The organism is Blochmannia endosymbiont of Camponotus sp. C-046 (assembly GCF_023585865.1).
GTDB lineage: Bacteria > Pseudomonadota > Gammaproteobacteria > Enterobacterales > Enterobacteriaceae > Blochmanniella.
Genome location: NZ_CP097752.1, coordinates 437,658 through 456,689, shown reverse-complemented (window position 1 = coordinate 456,689; position 19,032 = coordinate 437,658). Strand labels below are relative to the sequence as shown.

16 protein-coding genes, 2 tRNA genes and 1 pseudogene are annotated in these 19,032 nt (G+C 29.2%); all 19 read left to right on the top strand.

Annotated elements, in window-relative coordinates:
* Nucleotides 1–240 precede the first annotated feature (240 nt).
* The 19 genes and pseudogenes from cysG to tyrA all read left to right on the top strand — a co-directional run bounded on the left by cysG (nt 241) and on the right by tyrA (nt 18,768).
* On the top strand, nt 241–1,674 hold the full coding sequence (cysG, locus tag M9409_RS01975) for a siroheme synthase CysG (RefSeq protein ID WP_250227200.1): 1,434 nt from the start codon (nt 241–243) through the stop codon (nt 1,672–1,674).
* A 16-nt stretch (nt 1,675–1,690) separates the two neighbouring features.
* Nucleotides 1,691–2,605: a sulfate adenylyltransferase subunit CysD gene (cysD, locus tag M9409_RS01970; protein ID WP_250226704.1), complete on the top strand. Its 915-nt coding sequence runs from the start codon at nt 1,691–1,693 to the stop codon at nt 2,603–2,605.
* Nucleotides 2,606–2,614: 9 nt separating this feature from the next.
* Nucleotides 2,615–4,048 carry a sulfate adenylyltransferase subunit CysN gene (gene cysN / locus M9409_RS01965; RefSeq protein WP_250226703.1) on the top strand — a complete coding sequence of 478 codons (1,434 nt, stop codon included), beginning with the start codon at nt 2,615–2,617 and terminating at the stop codon, nt 4,046–4,048.
* Between the two features lie 13 nt (nt 4,049–4,061).
* Nucleotides 4,062–4,703 carry an adenylyl-sulfate kinase gene (gene cysC / locus M9409_RS01960; RefSeq protein ID WP_250226702.1) on the top strand — a complete coding sequence of 214 codons (642 nt, stop codon included), beginning with the start codon at nt 4,062–4,064 and terminating at the stop codon, nt 4,701–4,703.
* 328 nt (nt 4,704–5,031) lie between these two features.
* Nucleotides 5,032–5,349, top strand: coding sequence for a septum formation initiator family protein (locus M9409_RS01955; protein ID WP_250226701.1), 318 nt, complete (start codon nt 5,032–5,034; stop codon nt 5,347–5,349).
* Between the two features lie 64 nt (nt 5,350–5,413).
* Nucleotides 5,414–6,124, top strand: a complete 711-nt coding sequence (ispD, locus tag M9409_RS01950; protein WP_250226700.1) for a 2-C-methyl-D-erythritol 4-phosphate cytidylyltransferase — start codon at nt 5,414–5,416, stop codon at nt 6,122–6,124.
* Nucleotides 6,125–6,137: 13 nt separating this feature from the next.
* Nucleotides 6,138–6,611: a 2-C-methyl-D-erythritol 2,4-cyclodiphosphate synthase gene (gene ispF, locus M9409_RS01945; protein ID WP_250226699.1), complete on the top strand. Its 474-nt coding sequence runs from the start codon at nt 6,138–6,140 to the stop codon at nt 6,609–6,611.
* Between the two features lie 855 nt (nt 6,612–7,466).
* A pseudogene (locus tag M9409_RS01940) lies at nt 7,467–8,180 on the top strand (peptidoglycan DD-metalloendopeptidase family protein); the annotation flags it as partial.
* Nucleotides 8,181–9,084: 904 nt separating this feature from the next.
* Nucleotides 9,085–11,727, top strand: coding sequence for an alanine--tRNA ligase (gene alaS, locus M9409_RS01935; RefSeq protein WP_250226697.1), 2,643 nt, complete (start codon nt 9,085–9,087; stop codon nt 11,725–11,727).
* Between the two features lie 192 nt (nt 11,728–11,919).
* Entirely contained in the window at nt 11,920–12,105 is a 186-nt protein-coding gene (gene csrA / locus M9409_RS01930) for a carbon storage regulator CsrA (protein WP_250226696.1), read from the top strand.
* 153 nt (nt 12,106–12,258) lie between these two features.
* Nucleotides 12,259–12,350 (top strand) — tRNA-Ser (locus tag M9409_RS01925).
* A gap of 26 nt (nt 12,351–12,376) precedes the next feature.
* A tRNA-Arg gene (locus M9409_RS01920) sits at nt 12,377–12,450 on the top strand.
* 174 nt (nt 12,451–12,624) lie between these two features.
* Nucleotides 12,625–13,992: a signal recognition particle protein gene (gene ffh, locus M9409_RS01915; RefSeq protein WP_250226695.1), complete on the top strand. Its 1,368-nt coding sequence runs from the start codon at nt 12,625–12,627 to the stop codon at nt 13,990–13,992.
* A 94-nt stretch (nt 13,993–14,086) separates the two neighbouring features.
* Nucleotides 14,087–14,323 carry a 30S ribosomal protein S16 gene (rpsP, locus tag M9409_RS01910; RefSeq protein ID WP_250226694.1) on the top strand — a complete coding sequence of 79 codons (237 nt, stop codon included), beginning with the start codon at nt 14,087–14,089 and terminating at the stop codon, nt 14,321–14,323.
* Entirely contained in the window at nt 14,320–14,889 is a 570-nt protein-coding gene (gene rimM / locus M9409_RS01905; RefSeq protein ID WP_250226693.1) for a ribosome maturation factor RimM, read from the top strand. The genes rpsP and rimM overlap by 4 nt, the downstream gene beginning before the upstream one ends.
* A gap of 29 nt (nt 14,890–14,918) precedes the next feature.
* Nucleotides 14,919–15,665 carry a tRNA (guanosine(37)-N1)-methyltransferase TrmD gene (gene trmD, locus M9409_RS01900; RefSeq protein ID WP_250226692.1) on the top strand — a complete coding sequence of 249 codons (747 nt, stop codon included), beginning with the start codon at nt 14,919–14,921 and terminating at the stop codon, nt 15,663–15,665.
* A gap of 23 nt (nt 15,666–15,688) precedes the next feature.
* A complete protein-coding gene (gene rplS / locus M9409_RS01895) occupies nt 15,689–16,039 on the top strand; it encodes a 50S ribosomal protein L19 (RefSeq protein WP_250226691.1) in 351 nt (116 codons plus the stop codon).
* A 513-nt stretch (nt 16,040–16,552) separates the two neighbouring features.
* Nucleotides 16,553–17,638 (top strand): 3-deoxy-7-phosphoheptulonate synthase, encoded by a 1,086-nt coding sequence (locus M9409_RS01890; RefSeq protein WP_250226690.1) that lies wholly within the window; start codon nt 16,553–16,555, stop codon nt 17,636–17,638.
* Entirely contained in the window at nt 17,635–18,768 is a 1,134-nt protein-coding gene (gene tyrA / locus M9409_RS01885; RefSeq protein ID WP_250226689.1) for a bifunctional chorismate mutase/prephenate dehydrogenase, read from the top strand. Before M9409_RS01890 ends, tyrA begins: the two co-directional genes overlap by 4 nt.
* The last annotated feature ends 264 nt before the right edge of the window (nt 18,769–19,032 follow it).

The window sequence follows — 19,032 nt, the reverse complement described above, 5'->3', positions numbered from 1 at the left end:
TATTTACACGAAATATAAGAGTTGTCAGCAGTGTTCTGGTTGAAAGGATGATCTCTCGTATTTTAATAATTATTAAGATATTCTTAGTACATACGTTTATGATGATAGAAAGTAAAATTTTAAAAATGAAAGATATGAGCTATTCTTATAGTTGTAATTTACAATTATATAATTATATTATATATACATTAATGTTCCTGAGGTTGCTTGTATCCTCAACATCAGCGTCAACGTAATTCTGTGGAATATTTGCCAATATTCATTGATCTTAAAAATAGGCCAGTGTTAGTAGTTGGAGGAGGTAGTGTTGCTGCACGTAAAATAAAAATGCTACACAGGGCGGGCGCTACTATTACAATAGTAGCGCCCGCCCTGTGTAGGGAACTAAAAAACACTTTAATTACACATAAAATCCATTGGATTAATAAAGATTTTCACCCTATGATGTTAGATCGAGTAATTTTAGTGATTGTAGCAACCAATAATTCTAAATTAAATACTGTAATATACCAAAATGCTGAAAAACGCCATCTATTAGTTAATACTGTGGATGACAAGAATAAATGTTCATGTATTTTCCCTGCTATTGTGGATCGGGATCCCATTTTAATAGGCATTTCTTCTTTCGGGAAAGCACCTATATTAGTGCGTATTTTACGTGAAAAACTGGAATTGTTATTACCAAAGTCTCTTGGATTTCTAGCAAAATTGGCTGGAGCATGGCGTAATCGAGTGAAGCAACATATCGTAGATACAGTGCTCAGACGTCAGTTTTGGGAGAAAATATTTTATCATGGACAGGTTGCTGCCTTAATAGAACAAGGTCGCCCTAAAGAAGCTAAAAAAGTGTTAAAATATACTCTTAATAATTCTAGAAACAATAAAAGTGATAAAAAAGGTCATGTTGTATTAGTAGGAGCAGGCCCCGGAGATATAGGATTATTAACTATCAGAGGGTTGCAAGTCATGCAACAAGCAGATATCATATTGTATGATTACTTAGTAAACTCAGATATTCTAGATTTAGCTCGTCGCGATGCAGATAAAATTTGTGTTGGAAAACATGTTGGAAATCATTCAATTTCCCAAAAAGAACTCAATCAATTTATGGTGCAATTAGCTCAAAAGGGGAATAAAGTCGTTAGACTCAAAGGGGGAGATCCATTTATTTTTGGACGGGGTGGAGAGGAATTACAGGCAATATCAGAGGCAGGTATTAAGTTTCAAGTAGTTCCTGGTATTACAGCAGGAATAGGTGTTGCAGCTTATTCTGGTATCCCCTTGACTCATAGAAAATTTGCTCGTAGCGTTATTTTTATTACAGGGCATAATACAAATGACCACAACGATCAATTTAACTGGAACAGTTTGTCAAACAATAAGCAGACATTAGTGATTTATATGGGGAAACTTAATGCTATAAATATTAGGAACAATTTGATTATTCATGGACGAAATATACATACTCCCATAGCTGTAATTAGTAAAGGAACATATCAAGATCAAAAAATCTTAATTGGCACCTTAATTGAATTAGAAAAATTAGCACAAATGGCTGATAACCCCGCCTTGTTAATTGTTGGTGATGTAGTTTTATTGCATAATCAAATAAATTGGTTTGGTCAAAAAGCATTGAATTACTATCCTATTAATTCAATTATTAATTTGATATAAATTAAAAGGGTAATATATGATCTATAATAGAAAATACATTACTTATTTTCATAAATTAGAATCAGAAAGTATCTATATTATTCGTGAAGTAGTTGCTGAGTTTCAAAAACCAGTCATGTTGTATTCTATTGGTAAAGATTCTTCAGTAATGTTACATTTAGCTCGAAAAGCATTTTATCCTAGTCCATTACCTTTTCCTTTATTACATATAGATACTGGTTGGAAATTTCATGAAATGTATGTATTTCGAGATAATACCGCTAAATCTCATAATTTAGAGTTATTAGTATATAAAAATCCAGAAGGGGTATCTATGGGAATCAACCCATTTATTCATGGTAGCGCTAAGCATACAGATATTATGAAAACAGAAGGTTTAAAACAAGCATTATATCAATATGGATTTGATGCAGCTTTTGGAGGTGCTCGCCGTGATGAAGAAAAATCTAGATCTAAAGAACGGATCTATTCATTTCGAGATAAATTTCATTGTTGGAATCCTAGAAAACAACGCCCGGAGTTATGGTACAACTATAATGGAAGAATTAATAAAGGAGAAAGTATTCGTGTATTTCCTTTATCCAATTGGACAGAATTAGATATTTGGCAGTATATTTTCTTTGAAAAAATTGATATAGTATCACTATATTTAGCTAAAAATCGCCCCGTAATTCATAGAGACGGCCATTTAATCATGGTGGACGACAATCGAATTAATCTTAAATCTGAAGAAATCGTAGAAACTCGTATGGTACGATTTCGTACATTAGGATGTTGGCCATTAACCGGAGCAATTGAATCTCAAGCAGAGACATTACCTGCAGTAATTGAAGAAATGTTAATGTCTAATAAAAGTGAACGTCAAGGTCGAATTATTGATTTCGATCAATCCGGATCTATGGAAAACAAAAAACGCCAAGGTTATTTCTAAAGGAACATCATGATAAATACCATAGAACAGGAAATTATCGATCATGGAGGAATTGAAAATTATTTATATGCGCAACAACATAAAATGTTGTTGCGCTTTCTTACATGTGGTAGCGTAGACGACGGTAAAAGCACCCTGATAGGCCGATTATTACATGATTCTTATCAAATTTATGATGATCAATTATCTATTCTTCATACGGATAGTAAAAAAATTGGTACTCAAAAAAATAAATTAGACTTGGCTTTGCTAGTAGATGGATTACAATCGGAACGCGCTCAAGGTATTACCATAGATGTTGCTTATCGTTATTTTTTTACTAAAAAACGTAAATTTATCATTGCTGACACTCCAGGACATATAGAATATACAAAAAATATGATTACTGGCGCTTCTACTAGCGACTTAGCTATTTTATTAGTTGACGCTCGTAAGGGCGTACAGAATCAAACTAGAAGGCATTGGTTTATCACTGTACTTCTAGGTATTCAGCATATTATAGTAGCTGTTAATAAAATGGATTTAATAAATTATAATCAAAAAATATTTCAAAAGATTATAGAAGAATATTTAGAATTCACTAAAAAATATTTACCTACCGAAATAAATACAAAATTTATCCCAATATCCGCTTTAGACGGAGATAATGTTACAACGTTATCAAGAAATATGAAGTGGTACAATGGACCCACATTATTAGAAATTTTAGAAGATATTCATATTGATGATGATTTGCATTTCGATAAAAAAGAATTACGTTTTCCAATACAATATGTAATTCGTCATAATTTAGATTTTAGAGGTTATATTGGTACTATTGCTTCTGGTAATATGCATGTTGGACAATGTATTAATATTTTTCCTTCGAATACTACTTCTATTATTAAACGTATTATTAAATTTAACACAGATCAAACACATGCTGAAGCTGGAGAGGCAATTGCTGTAATTTTGGAAGATGATCTTGACGTTAGTCGCGGAGATATGATAATTGATTCTCATGCCGCTATTACACCTGTTCAAAAGGCTTTGGTAGATGTAGTATGGATGAAAAAAGAAGCATTAAAAGAAAATCAATATTTTAATGTTAAAATCACTACTAAAACAGTAAAAGCTCAGATAAAAAGTATAGAATACCAAATAGATGTAGATACCTTGCAATATCGAAAAACAAACATAATCCCACTCAATGGAATTGGATTAATAAAATTGTTATTTTCTGAACCATTGCTATTAGATCAATACTCTCATTATCCAATAACTGGTAGCATGATATTTATTGATTTATTAACTAATGAAACTGTAGGAGCTGGAATGGTACGTACTCCTATCGTGTGCCATAAATTAAAGTATAACAACAAAAATTATAATGAATTTGAATTGGCATTACATGAATTTATTCGTTTTCATTTTCCTCATTGGAAAATCCCAAATTTATCATGACGACAATCATACTATGACTCACAAAAATAATCATCACATATCCAACAAAAATATTTTTTGGAACACTGGGTATATAACACAAAAAGATCGTGAATTTTTACATAAACATCATGCTATGTTATTATGGTTTACAGGACTATCAGGAGCTGGAAAATCAGTTTTAGCTAATATTTTAGAAAAAAAATTACACTACAGAAATGTTAGCACATATATGTTGGATGGAGATAATGTCCGATATGGATTATGTCGGGATTTAAGATTTAGAGATCATGATCGACATGAAAACATACGTCGATCGGGAGAAACAGCACGATTGATGGTTGATGCTGGCATAGTGGTATTAGCTACTTTTATTTCTCCTTATGCTTGTGATCGTCAAATGGTACGCAGTATGTTTCCTACCAATAATTTTGTTGAAATATTTGTCGACACACCATTTCATATATGTGAACAACGTGATACAAAAGGTTTGTATAAAAAAGCTAGATCTGGTGAAATAGAAAGTTTTACTGGTATAAGTTCTGCTTATGAAAGACCAAAAAAACCAGATATATATTTAGACGGTCAAAAATCAATTACAGAGTTAATTGACCAAATATTGCAATCATCATGTATTGAATATTTATTTACAATAGATCTATCTAATAATAGATAGGATATGTAACAAAATATTGTATAATTAATAATTTAAGTGAATTAATCATCTATGATAGCAGTCTTTATTAAAAATTAATTGATTATAACAAAAACCGTTGCCCTTTAAAAATACAATAAATCTTTCAAACAAGCAATATTCTTTTTATAATTAAAATTTAATAATTTATGAGATTTTTCAATCAATCATGACAACATTGCAATTCTAAATTTTACACCAATGAACTACAATTATGCATTTAATGATTATTATCATCTATCCAATAAATATTTATTCATTATTAGTAACAGAGAATTAATTGTACGATGAATATAATCGTTTAATTAATATGAAACATAATGAATTGGCGGCGCAAATGAACAAATTAAATTGTATGTTATTGGCATTGTTTGCTTGGTTACAGTATTCACTATGGTTGGGTAAAAATGGTATCTATGATTTAATATCTACTCATAATACAATTATATTATATAAAAATATTAATAATATCGATCAAATGAGGGCTCGTAATAATCAATTATTATATGAAATTTATGATTTACTTCATGGATATGAAGCAATTGAGGAACGATCAAGATATGATCTTGGCATGATTAAACTCGGTGAAACTTTTTATTTACCAACATTGTATAGTAATGTTAACTAAACTAACGTCAAAAAACGATCTAATCCCAATTAATTATATATAAATTGTTTGTTTATATCTGAATATGTTGAAAAAAAAATTTCCATACATTACTGCTATTCTTCCGGCAGCAGGCACTGGAAAACGCATGAATAGTTTATTACCAAAGCAATATTGTACCATAGGTAACAAAACTTTAATTGAATATTCCATCAATGCCTTGCTATGTCAATCATGTATTCGCCATTGTATTGTAGTAATTAATGCACAGGATCGTTGGTTTCATCAATTATCTATTTCTTATGACCCCAGAGTTAGTGTAGTTGTTGGAGGGCACACACGAGCTGATTCAGTGATGGCTGGATTACGGCATGTAAAAAAAAAATCAGTTTGGGTTATTGTGCATGATGCGGTACGTCCTTGTTTGCATCATGAAGATTTAATAAGGCTCTTTGAAATTACAAAATTTTCTCAAGTAGGTGGGATTTTAGCAATACCAATCTTTAATACTATTAAACGAAGTTACTATGGAACTAATTTTATTAAATATACTGTAAATCGTGAAAATTTATGGCATGCTTTAACTCCACAATTGTTTAATTATGATCTTTTAAAATATTGTCTTAAAAAAGCTTTAAAAAATAGAGTGACTGTTACTGATGAAGCATCAGCTATAGAATATTGTGGATATAAATCCATTTTGATACAAGGCCGCTCTGATAATATAAAAGTTACTCATCAAGATGATTTAAAATTGGCTAATTTTTATTTATCTAAATCATATAAAAAAACTTAATGAGATTGTAAACATGTTACGCATTGGTTATGGTTTTGATGTACATCAGTTTGGAGGATGTCGACCGCTTATTATTGGAGGAGTGGAGATCCCCTATATGAAAAAAATTAAGGCACATTCTGATGGCGATGTGATGATGCATGCTTCGATAGATGCTTTATTAGGAGCCGCTTGTCATGGTGACATTGGGTCAATGTTTCCGGATACTGATCCTAAATATAATAACATGGATAGTCGAAAATTATTACGAATTGCCTGGAATAAAATTACTATACAAGGGTATTTGTTAGAAAATATAGATATTACTGTAATTCTACAAATCCCAACAATAAATACATATATTTATCAGATGAGACATCATTTATCCCAAGACTTAAATTGTGCAGTAGATAATATTAATATAAAAGCTACCACCACTGACACACTGGGATATATCGGACGATCTGAAGGTATTGCGTGTATAGCAGTCGTATTATTAACACGTTAAAGTATTGATCAAACTGTACAATATATATTTTACAGTTACATATGCACCTATCAGGTACGATACGTTTATTAAAAAAGTATTTGATTATTATTTATTATTATGGCGTATCATTATGATGCGCGATTCGTTCTATTATCTGTTAGATAAAGTATTACATCAGTATCATCAAGTGTAATATAAAAGCTCAATGTATATTATTGCATAATATTTATGTTTGATTATCCATATTATATTATGGATACTAATGATTTATAAAAACATACGAAATTATTTAAATTTTATAAGATACTTATTCATTTTTGAATAATCATAAAAATATAGTCTAGTGGTTTTTATCTATGAAACAAAAATATGTAGATATTAAAAAAATATTATAACGATTCCTAAAAATTATAAAAAATAATCCATTGTTGTATACACATAAATAAGTATTTTTTACTAATTGTTGATATGCAGCATATAAGTGTATGTCACAAACATATGAGTTATTTATTTGATTATTAAAATATATCTAATATTAATGCCAAATGTATATGTGTTATTCATATAATGTGTGATTTTTAAATAAATAAATTATCAATAGAAAATAAGCAGGAAGCAGAGGAGTTTAACGCATCTATTATGCTGGTAGATAGCAGATCGATAATTTATATAATAGTGGTTCTTGTATTGCTGGAAGGATGTTCTAGTGACAATATCCATAAATACCATAATCAACGCGCGTCACGATCCACAAATTCTGATGTTACTATCTATATGTCGCAAGAAAAAAAGACAAATCTGCGATATCCTCAGAACACACCTATTGCGAATAACATACATAAGTACAATAATGCAAATTATAGTTCTTATCATAAATCTACATACACAGTAAAATCAGGCGATACCTTATTTTATATTTCTTGGATTACAGGAAATGATTGTCTAAATTTAGCAAAAATAAATAATATTAAGGATATCAATGTATTAAAAGTAGATCAAGTTTTAAAAGTACATCATAATACAATATGGTTGTATTTTCAAAAATTATTGAGAGAGATTTTCATCTCCTTTGATAGAGCTAATAATGCTTTAAAAAAAACATTGATTTTTGATGCAAAACAATCGTTTTATCCTAAACCGTATAATAATACTTATTCTAATCTCGATATGTCTTGTAATATGATTACTCGTTCAAAAATATCACATTTGGTGGCAATCAAAGATTGGTATTGGCCAACAAATGGCACAATTATTAATACTTTTTCTGATGCTGAAAGAGGCAATAAAGGAATTGATATATCCGGCACTTTAGGTCAGCCTGTTGTGGCTACCGCTAATGGAAAAGTAGTATACATTGGAAATACGTTAAAAGGATATGGCAACTTGATTATCCTCAAACATGATAATAACTATCTTAGTGCTTATGCACACAACGATATGATATTGGTTGCTGAACAACAGACAGTCAAAATGGGTGAAAAAATTGCAACTATGGGTAACAGCGGGACTGATAAAGTAAAATTACATTTTGAAATCAGATATAAAGGAAAATCTGTAGATCCTTTATATTATCTCCAGAACAGGTAAATTTAAATTGACTATAAGTTAATATTTTATTTGAATTAAATATACAAAATGCTGTATTTGTATAAATAAATACTACTTTTTATGTTTGCACTGGTTTAATACTGATTTAAAATATTTTGATTTAAAAATTTTAGTCAGTTATTAATCTAAAAATACAGTACATAATTTTTAAATTTTAATTTTTCAGGTATGAAGTAAGATATATCCATTGATATATATATTAAGCATAAAAAGGTCATATTTATCTCATTCTATAAAATATGGTATATATGTACTACATAATAACGTTTTAATGCACCTATAATATTAATCAAAACAGTAAAATTTAGTACTAATTGAGCAAAGGAAAATAAATCATAATAACTGTGAAAGATTATATATATTATTATGCATTTTTACTATTGTAAAAATGTTGTAAATGATTATGGCATTTGAAGGTATTGTATTAAATAAGTGACAATGTACTTTGATTTGATATATCCTAATTTTTTTTGAAAAATAAATATTGAAATATATATTTATATATATGTTATTACAGAAAAGATTATGTTACACAAACATACATTATCAACTAAATATTACATCCATGTTTAAAATTTTATCTATAAAAATAGATCATATAAACTACTTAAATGCCCATTCATCTATTATCGGTGAATAGAAAAAATTATTATAAAGAATTTTTTGATTTTATATTTTTTAAAATTTAATTTGTAATAGAATAAATTATAATATTACTAATAATAATCGGTAGTATTTATTCAAAAAAATGAATTTCTATATGACTTAAATATAAATAATATTCTATTGTTTTTGATTTCTATCTTTTTGAAAATTGTTTATAATGTGTAGTTATGCAATTTATATATGTGTGTGGAATTTTTTATTCCATGATGGAATTTGTATGTACAAAAATATTGATGATATTCGTCAAGAATTTCTTAGTTTTTTTAAAAAAAGAGGACATGAAATTGTATCAAGCAGTACTTTAGTGCCTAATAGTGATCAAACATTATTATTTACTAATTCTGGTATGAATCAATTTAAAAACATATTTTTAGGCATTGATCATCCATTATTTAAGCGTGTTGCTACCGCGCAACGTTGTGTACGTGCTGGAGGTAAACATAATGATTTAGATAATGTTGGATACACTGAATGGCACCTAACATTTTTTGAGATGTTAGGTAATTTTAGTTTTGGAGATTATTTTAAACATGAAGCTATTCAGTTGGCTTGGGAGTTATTGACTAACGTTAATTGGTTTAATCTGTCTAAAAATAAATTATGGGTAACAGTGCATATTTGCGATGATGAATCCTATGATATTTGGTCCAAAAAAATAGATATCCCTAACGAACATATTGTTAGGATTGGTAACAATACAAATGATTTTTGTGATTCTGATAATTTTTGGAAAATGGGAAATATTGGACCTTGTGGTCCTTGTTCAGAAATATTTTATGATCGTGGAGATCAGTTTCCAGGGGGACCTCCTGGTAGTGTAGAAACATTTGGAGAAAGATATGTTGAAATTTGGAATTTAGTATTTATACAATTTAATCGTCAAGAGAACGGTCATCTTTTGTCGCTCCCTATGTTATCAGTAGATACTGGGATGGGTTTAGAACGTATTACTTCAATATTACAAGGAGTAAATAGTGCTTATTCTATTGATGTATTCAAAAAATTGATATCTTCTATATCTCGAATCATGAAAATTAATGATATTCATGCGAATAGATCCGTATATGTAATCGCCGATCATATTCGTACATGTTCATTTTTAATTCAAGATGGCATTCTTCCTTCTAACGAAGGTCGCGGTTATGTATTACGTCGTATTATTCGTAGGGCTATTCTTCATGGAAGAAAACTGGGTATAAATGATATTTTCTTTTACAAATTAGTCCCCCCTCTTATTAAAGCTATGCATCATATAGCTAATATATTACATGAAAAAAAAGATTTTATAGAAAAAATTTTACTTAGTGAAGAAAAATTATTTAAAAATACTTTAAAAAGAGGATTAGAATTATTAGAGAAACAATTAATACGATTACAAGGAAATTGCTTACACGGTGAAATAGCATTTCATTTATATGATACTTATGGATTTCCATTAGAATTAACTCAAGATGTTTGTTTAAAACATGGTATACACATAGATCAAATAGGATTTGATCAAGCCATGTTAACACAAAAAAAACGTACAAAAGAATCAAACAAATTTGATATAACTTATGAAAAATTATCACTATATAATGTATCAAGTATATTTGTTGGACATGATAAGCTTAATTGTAAAGCTCGGGTAATAGCACTGTTTCAAAAAAATAAATCAATAAATAAAATTGACACAGAAGAAGAAGGAATAGTCATTCTAAATAATACTCCTTTTTATGGAGAATCTGGGGGGCAAATTGGAGATTGTGGTCAATTAAATACTAAATCTGGATTTTTTCAAGTTACTAATACAAAAAAATATGGGCACACAATAGCTCATCTAGGAATGGTCAATAATGGTGGAACTATTAGTGTTGGAGAAGAAATAGTTGCTCAAGTAGATCAACATAAAAGGAAATGTATTTCTTTGAATCACTCCGCCACACACTTGTTACATGCTGCTTTGTTTCAAGTTATTGGATCTCATGTGATGCAAAAAGGATCATTGGTAAATGATCGATATTTACGTTTTGATTTTTATCATCACGAAAAAATGACAACGATGCAAATAAATACAGTAGAAAATATTGTAAATCAACAAATTTGGAAGAATTCTCCTATTACAGTTGACGTTATGCCAATAGAAGTAGCTAGAGATAACGGAGCTGTAATATTGACCAATAAAAAATACGATAAAAAAGTTCGTGTTCTCAGAATAGGAAGTTTTTCTATTGAATTATGTGGGGGAACTCATGCTGCGCGTACTGGAGAAATTGGTGTGTTTGTGATTACCAAATACTTTAGTATTGCTTCTGGTATTAAACGTATTGAAGCAGTAACTAGTAACGTAGCGTTATCTGTAATACATCAACATAAGATGTTGCTTAAAAATATTTTTCAATTAACTCAAAGTGATGATAAAAATATATTAAGTAAAATACATGAATTTAAATACCGTTATCAAAAATTAGAAAAAGAGATAGATTGTTTAAGAAACCAACAAAATATACAACAAAGTTTATCATTCATTAAGAACACCTACTATATTAAAGATGTACCAGTCTTAATCAAACAAGTGGTTAATCTGACTCCAAAAACGTTACTTAAGATGATAGATTGCATTAAACATCAATTAAAATCAGGAGTGATTATTCTTATTAATATCAATGAAAACAACAAAACTAATTTAGTGACAGCTGTAACTAAAGATTTAATAGAACGTAATCGTATAGATGCTTTATCTTTGGTTCGGTGTATTATAAATGCCCTTGGTGGAAAGGGTGGAGGTAGACCTGATTTTGCTCAAGCTGGTATTAACAATATCACAACTACATCTAAAGTATCTATTGCAGTAGATTCTTTGTTACATAAGATATTGTAAATAATTACACAACTATATTAAAGTTGTTTTAAAATAAAAAAATTGTTCATGTATTGTGAAGTAGTGCGCTAAAATTTTCGAAAAGTAAAGTATAAATGTTATATACAGATATTGATTTCATATTGTTCATAAATTTTAAAAACAGTAAAATTTAAGCAGTCTGGGTTATTTGAATTTTTCAAGGAGTAAAGAATGCTTATTCTGACTCGACGAGTTGGTGAAACTCTCGTCATTGGAGATGAGGTTACAGTCACTGTATTAGGTATTAAAGGGAACCAAGTCCGCATTGGTGTAAATGCTCCCAAGGAGATATCTATACACCGAGAAGAAATTTATCAACGTATTAAAGCTGAAAAATCACAACAGAACTTGTGCTAAAGTTATTATTTTTTAATAAATTTATAAAATAGTAGTTTTATGACAAAAAATTTAGTTGTAAATTACATGAAAACAACGTAATGTAGCAGAGAATTTTTGATCATAATAAACAAATAAAATAAACCAATAAACAGAGCAGATAATAAAATGTTCAGTGAGGTGGCCGAGCGGCTGAAGGCACTCCCCTGCTAAGGGAGTATATGGTGCTTAACACTGTGTCGAGGGTTCAAATCCCTCCCTCACTGTTTTTTGTTTTGTTAGCAGTGACGATGCACCCGTAGCTCAATTGGATAGAGCACTCGGCTACGAACCGAGCGACCGGAGGTTCGAATCCTCTCGGGTGTATTGTATATTATTTAAATTATTAAATAATTAAAATTTAATTGATTATACAAGTAAATTTGTATTTCATTTATAACGGAAATGACACCATCTATGATGGACTGTGTCTACGATGATTTTAGTGCAATTGTATAATATGTTTATTCGAGTATTTGCTTTTGATTTTGAGCTATAGAAATGTTTAAAAACTTATCCAATAAAATATCACAATCAATACGTAATATTGTTGGTTCTGGACGTTTAACAGAAAACAATATTAAAGAAACTTTAAATACAGTTAAAATTGCTTTATTAGAAGGAGATGTGGCGTTACCCGTGGTACACAGTTTTGTTAATAAAGTTAAAAACAGCATAATAGGAAAAGATATAAACAAACATTTAACTCCAGGTCAAGAATTTATTAAAATCATGCATACGTCTTTGGTAAAAGTTATAGGAGAAGGATCAAATGATTTAAATTTAAATACTCAAATACCAGCAATAATATTAATAGTAGGTGCGCAAGGTTCTGGAAAAACTACTACTGTTGGAAAGCTTGCAAAATTTTTAAAAATTAAAAAAAACAAAAAAGTATTAGTGGCATCAACTGACGTGTATAGACCAGCGGGTGTACAACAATTAAAATCATTGATATATTCTGAAGATATAAGTTTTTTTGAAGATTATAATATTATTAAAAACAAACCAATTGATATACTAAAATCAGCAACCATGGTATCAAAATCATTATCTTATGATGTTTTATTAATAGATACCGCTGGTTGTTTAGATACAGATGATTATTTGCTTGCGGAACTATCTGAAATACATGAATTTATTACTCCAATAGAAACTTTATTCATTGTAGATTCTATGATCGGACAAGTAGCTATTAATAGTATAAACGTGTTCAATAAAACCTTACCGTTAACCGGAATTATTTTAACTAAATTAGATGGAGATTCACGCGGCGGGGTAGCTTTATCCATCAAATACCTTACTAATAAACCTATAAAATTCATAGGAACAGGAGAAAAAATTGATGCATTAGAGTCTTTCAATGCATACAGAATAGCTGGACGCATACTTGGAATGGGCGACATACTTTCATTAATTGAAGATATTGATAATCAATCAGAATGGGTTAAAGAAAAAAAATATATTAATAAAAATAGTGTAGACTTTAATTTATATGATTTTTTAGGTTACATAAAACAAATACGAAGTATGGGGGGGGTTAATAAAATAATAAGTAAATTACCTCTTAATATAGGAGGAGTGAACTTAGATAGTATTCAATCATATACTCATGACAATACATTCATACGTATGGAAGCCATAATCAACTCTATGACTCTGAAAGAACGTATGCATCCAGAAATAATTACGGGATCTAGAAAAAAACGTATTGCCAGCGGATCTGGAGTACATATGCAAGATGTTACTAAGTTACTAAACACATTTAATCGTATACGTATTACGATACAAAAAATAAACAAAAATGAAATATTTCGAATGATACGCACATTAAAAAATAAAATATCATCTAAATTTACAATTAATTAAAAGATATTTTATTGATTAAATCGATAAATATATATTCATATTATTGAATGTGAGTTTATTGATTTTTTTGGTTACTAATTTAAGGCATATACTTATGGTAAGAATCAGATTATCGCGAGGAGGTCATAAAAAAACTCCTTTTTATCACATAGTTGTTACTGATAGTAGAAATGCACGGGATGGTCGTTTTATCGAATGTGTTGGATTTTTTAACCCAATTAAATTTAGAAATCAAAAAGAATTACATATAAATACAAAACGTGTAAAATATTGGTTACATAGAGGAGCGAGTCCGTCTAAACGTGCTTTAAAATTAATAAAAAATTTATGAAAAATAATGAATACCCAATAGACAAAGAAGGCATTACGGCGCCACCCCCTCACCCTGTAGTAATAGGAAGAATAGTAGGCGCATATGGAATATTAGGGTGGGTACGAGTGATATCATTTACTGAACAAAATGATAACATATTTCATTATAGCCCATATTTTACTATCATCCAATCTACATGGAAATCCATTTATTTAGATCAATGGAAACTAATTGGGAAACATTATATTGTTAAAATACGAGGAATTTCAAATAGAGATTCTGCTCAATTGTTAAGTCGTTGTAATATTATTATTGATGACACACAATTTCCACGTATAAATAACGATGAATATTATTGGAGAGATTTAATAGGATGTGCAGTGATTACTGTACCGGGAGTCCTTTTAGGGAATATTGTCAGTATAATAGAAACCACAGCAAATGATGTTTTAGTAGTAAAAATGCATCAATCTAATCCTCATAGAATCAAAAATTGCCTTATTCCTTTTCTTATCAAAAGAGTTATTAAAAATATTAATTTTATCACGCATATTGTTACTGTAGATTGGGATCCTAATTTTTAATTTTATTATAAAATAAAGTATAAAAATATATGTTGTTAGGTGTAATTACTTTATTCCCAGATATGTTTCAGTCTATTGTTCGTTACGGAATAGTAGGCCGATCAATTCGAAGGGGTATTCTTTCCTTAAAATTGTGGAATCCGCGCGTGTTTTCAGATGATCGATACCACAAAGTAGATGACCGTCCCTACGGAGGAGGACCAGGTATGGTAATGATGATTGCACCTCTTAGGAATGCAATCAATCAAGCAAAAAATGCATTAGGAAATAACATTAAAGTAATTTATCTCTCTCCTCAAGGAAGAAAGTTGAATCAAAAATATGTATATAAATTAGCATATGATCATCAGAAGTTAATTTTAGTTTGTGGTAGATATCAAGGTATTGATGAAAGATTAATTCAAACAGAAATCGATGAAGAGTGGTCTATAGGAGATTATATAATTAGTGGAGGAGAGTTAGCAGCTATGGTGTTAATAGATGCGATATCTAGAGTTCTGCCTGACGTGTTAGGAAATAAAGATTCAAAAAAATCAGATTCTTTTTTCAAAGGAAGATTAGATTGTCCACATTATACGCGACCTGAAACTTTTAATGACATGAAAGTACCCTCAGTATTATTATCAGGAAATCACTATAACATCCATCGTTGGAGACAAAAACAAGCTTTGGGTTATACCTGGATTAAAAGACCAGATTTACTTAATGATACACAATTAACTGATGAAGAAAAAAATTTGCTTGCTGAATTTAAAAATGAATACTTTAATCATTAAATAAAAACTAGAGAATAATATATATGCATGAATCAATAAATAATTTTGAAGAAAAACAAATGAAAAAAAATATACCGTACTTACACCCAGGTGATACAATAGAGGTGAAAACATGGGTTATTGAAGGTAATAAAAAACGCCTACAAATTTTTGAAGGAATAGTTATTTCTATTAAAAATCGTGGATTACATTCTTCGTTTACTGTAAGGAAAATTTCTAGTGGAGAAGGTGTAGAGCGAGTATTTCAATCACATTCTCCTGTAATTGAAGAGATTAAAATTAAACGATTTGGCATCGTACGTCGTGCTAAATTATATTATTTACGTAATCTTAGCGGAAAATCAGCACGAATCAAAGTACGTATGAACTCATAACGTGATATATTTGTATTAAAAACATTTAATATGAGTTTGATACACAGTATTGGTTTATTAAAATTTTTAATCATTATTGTTTATGTAAACCAGTGATATTGGGATCATGGATCATGCAAAACATTTGGTTTTTTATAAAATAATCAATTCATTTAAAAGATTGTAATATTTAAATTTTTCAAAAAAATCATTTAATGCAATATAACTATTTGATATGACATAATATGTATTAAAATTAAAAACTATATTTCATATTATATATTATATAAATAATAATACATATTCATACAGATATGATTTAGCTTATGTATGAACAGAATCTTACATGAGATTCAACATTAAATGTCACTCAGTTCACCAATTTATAATAATTTATTAAAAATAATAATATATAACTATATTTACGTTAGTTTTATATGTGTATATATAATATGATATATGTTATCATTTTTAATGATTATTTTAGTTTTATAAATTTATTATACAATGCCTAATTATATTAAGGATAATAATATGCAGAAAAATGAGCACGATAATATCTATATCGATAACACATACCCAATCATTACTCCTAAACAATTAAAGACTCAATTTCCTGTAACATATTTTGAACAGAAAACCGTTGTAGATTCTCAAAATATAATTATGAATATTATTCATAGGCGTGATCCGCGTCTATTGGTAATATGCGGTCCTTGTTCTATTCATGATGTTAATGCTACTTTTGATTACGCTAATAAATTAAAAACCTTATCAACAGAGTTGCAGGATCAATTATATATCGTTATGCGTGTATATTTAGAAAAACCTCGTACTAGCATTGGTTGGAAAGGATTAATTAACGATCCACATATGAATGGTTCCAACGACATTGAATTGGGTTTAAAAATTGCTCGACATATGCTGGTAGAATTAATAAAAATTGGATTACCACTGGCTACTGAAGTATTAAATCCGTATATTCCACAATATATTGGAGAACTCTTCAGTTGGTCATCTATTGGAGCACGTACTACAGAATCCCAAATACATCGAGAAATAGCGTCTGGCTTATATACACCTGTAGGATTTAAAAACAGTACCAACGGAAATTTTTATAATGCAGTTAACGCAATACATGCTGCAATGCTACCTCATCGTTACATTAGCATCAACCAATCAGGTCAAGTATGTTTACTACATACTAAAGGCAATCCTAATGTTCATATAATTTTAAGGGGAGGAGAAAATCCTAATTATTATCCGGAAAATATTATTGATTGTGAACAAAAAATAATAGAAGCTAAATTACCCTTAGCATTAATGGTAGATTGCAGTCATGGTAATTCTAACAAAGATTATCGTCGTCAGGTTGATGTAGCACGATCCATTTTACGCCAAATTAAATGCGGAAACCGTTCTATTATTGGATTGATGATAGAAAGTTATATTCATTCTGGTAATCAATCCATCAATTTATCATCTTCTACAACACAATACGGAATATCAGTTACCGATGCGTGCATAGATTGGAAAACAACCAAACACTTACTATATGATTTACATAAAGAACTCAAACCATTGCTTATCAATCGCATATCGGGAGCTGAAATGGCATGACAACAGAACTAAATACTTTACGCAATAAAATTGATAAAATAGATCAGAATTTATTAAGATTGTTATCTCAACGACTTTTTTTAGTTTCAAAAATAGGAGAAATAAAAAGTCGTTGTGGATTATTTATTTATTCACCAGATAGAGAAGAAATGATAATCTCCTGTCGGAGACAAGAAGCATTAGAATTAGGTATTTCTCCAGATTTAGTAGAAGATATATTGCGTCGCATTATAAGTGAATCTTATTATAATGAGAATGAAAAAGGATTTAAAACGTTGCATCCAAACTTAGGGCCAATTGTGATCATTGGTGGAAAAGGACAAATGGGGCAATTTTTTTATAAAATGTTAACTTTATCAGGATATAAAGTGCGAATTTTGGATAAAGATAACTGGGGGCATGCAAAATCAATGTTAACCGATGCCGGGATGATAGTAATTAGCGTTCCTATTCATTCAGTTACTAATGTAGTTGAAAAATTATCATATCTACCCCCCCCAAACTGCATTATAGTAGATTTATCATCTGTAAAAAAAATATCCTTCAATGCTATATTGTCTGCGCACACTGGTCCAGTATTAGGATTACACCCTATGTTTAATCCGGCGGACTATGGAAGTATGGTAAAACAAGTAGTCATTTACTGTGAAGGACGTTATCCAGAAGCATATCAATGGTTATTAGAGCAAATACAATTGTGGGGTGCAAGATTGCATTCCTGCAATACAATAGAACATGATCAATACATGAGTATTATGCAAGGATTATGTCATTTTATTACTTTTGTAACTGGATATCATTTTTTAAAAGAAAACATTAATTTAAAAAAAATGCTATTTCTGGCTTCACCAACATTTCGATTGAAACTAATAACAATAGGGAAATTATTTAATCAAGATCCTCAGTTATATGCTGATATCATCATGAATTCTAAAAACAATCTCATATTGATTAAACGTTATTATAGAAGATTAGGTAGGATTGTAACATTATTAGAACAGGATAAAAAACAAGAATTGATTGATCAATTTAAAAAAATTCAAAATTGGTTTGGCTCATATACTGATCTTTTTTTTAAAGAAAGTCGTAAGATATTACGTCACGTTAATAATTATAAAGATAATGTATAACGTAAATAATAATCCGAATAATTATTTTAATTATATGGTGGTAATTTTTAATTAAAGCCTACTTGTGTAGGCCTAATAGTTTGCTATATAAGATAATTTTTTAAATTTAAAAATTATTTTACATGCACAAAAATATATATATATTTATTTTTTAAAATAATTGAATAGCATATATACGATTACAAGTATCCATTATTTTCTGCAATAAATTTTATAATTTATATGTTGAATAACATATAAATTATAAAATTTATTGCAGTATTG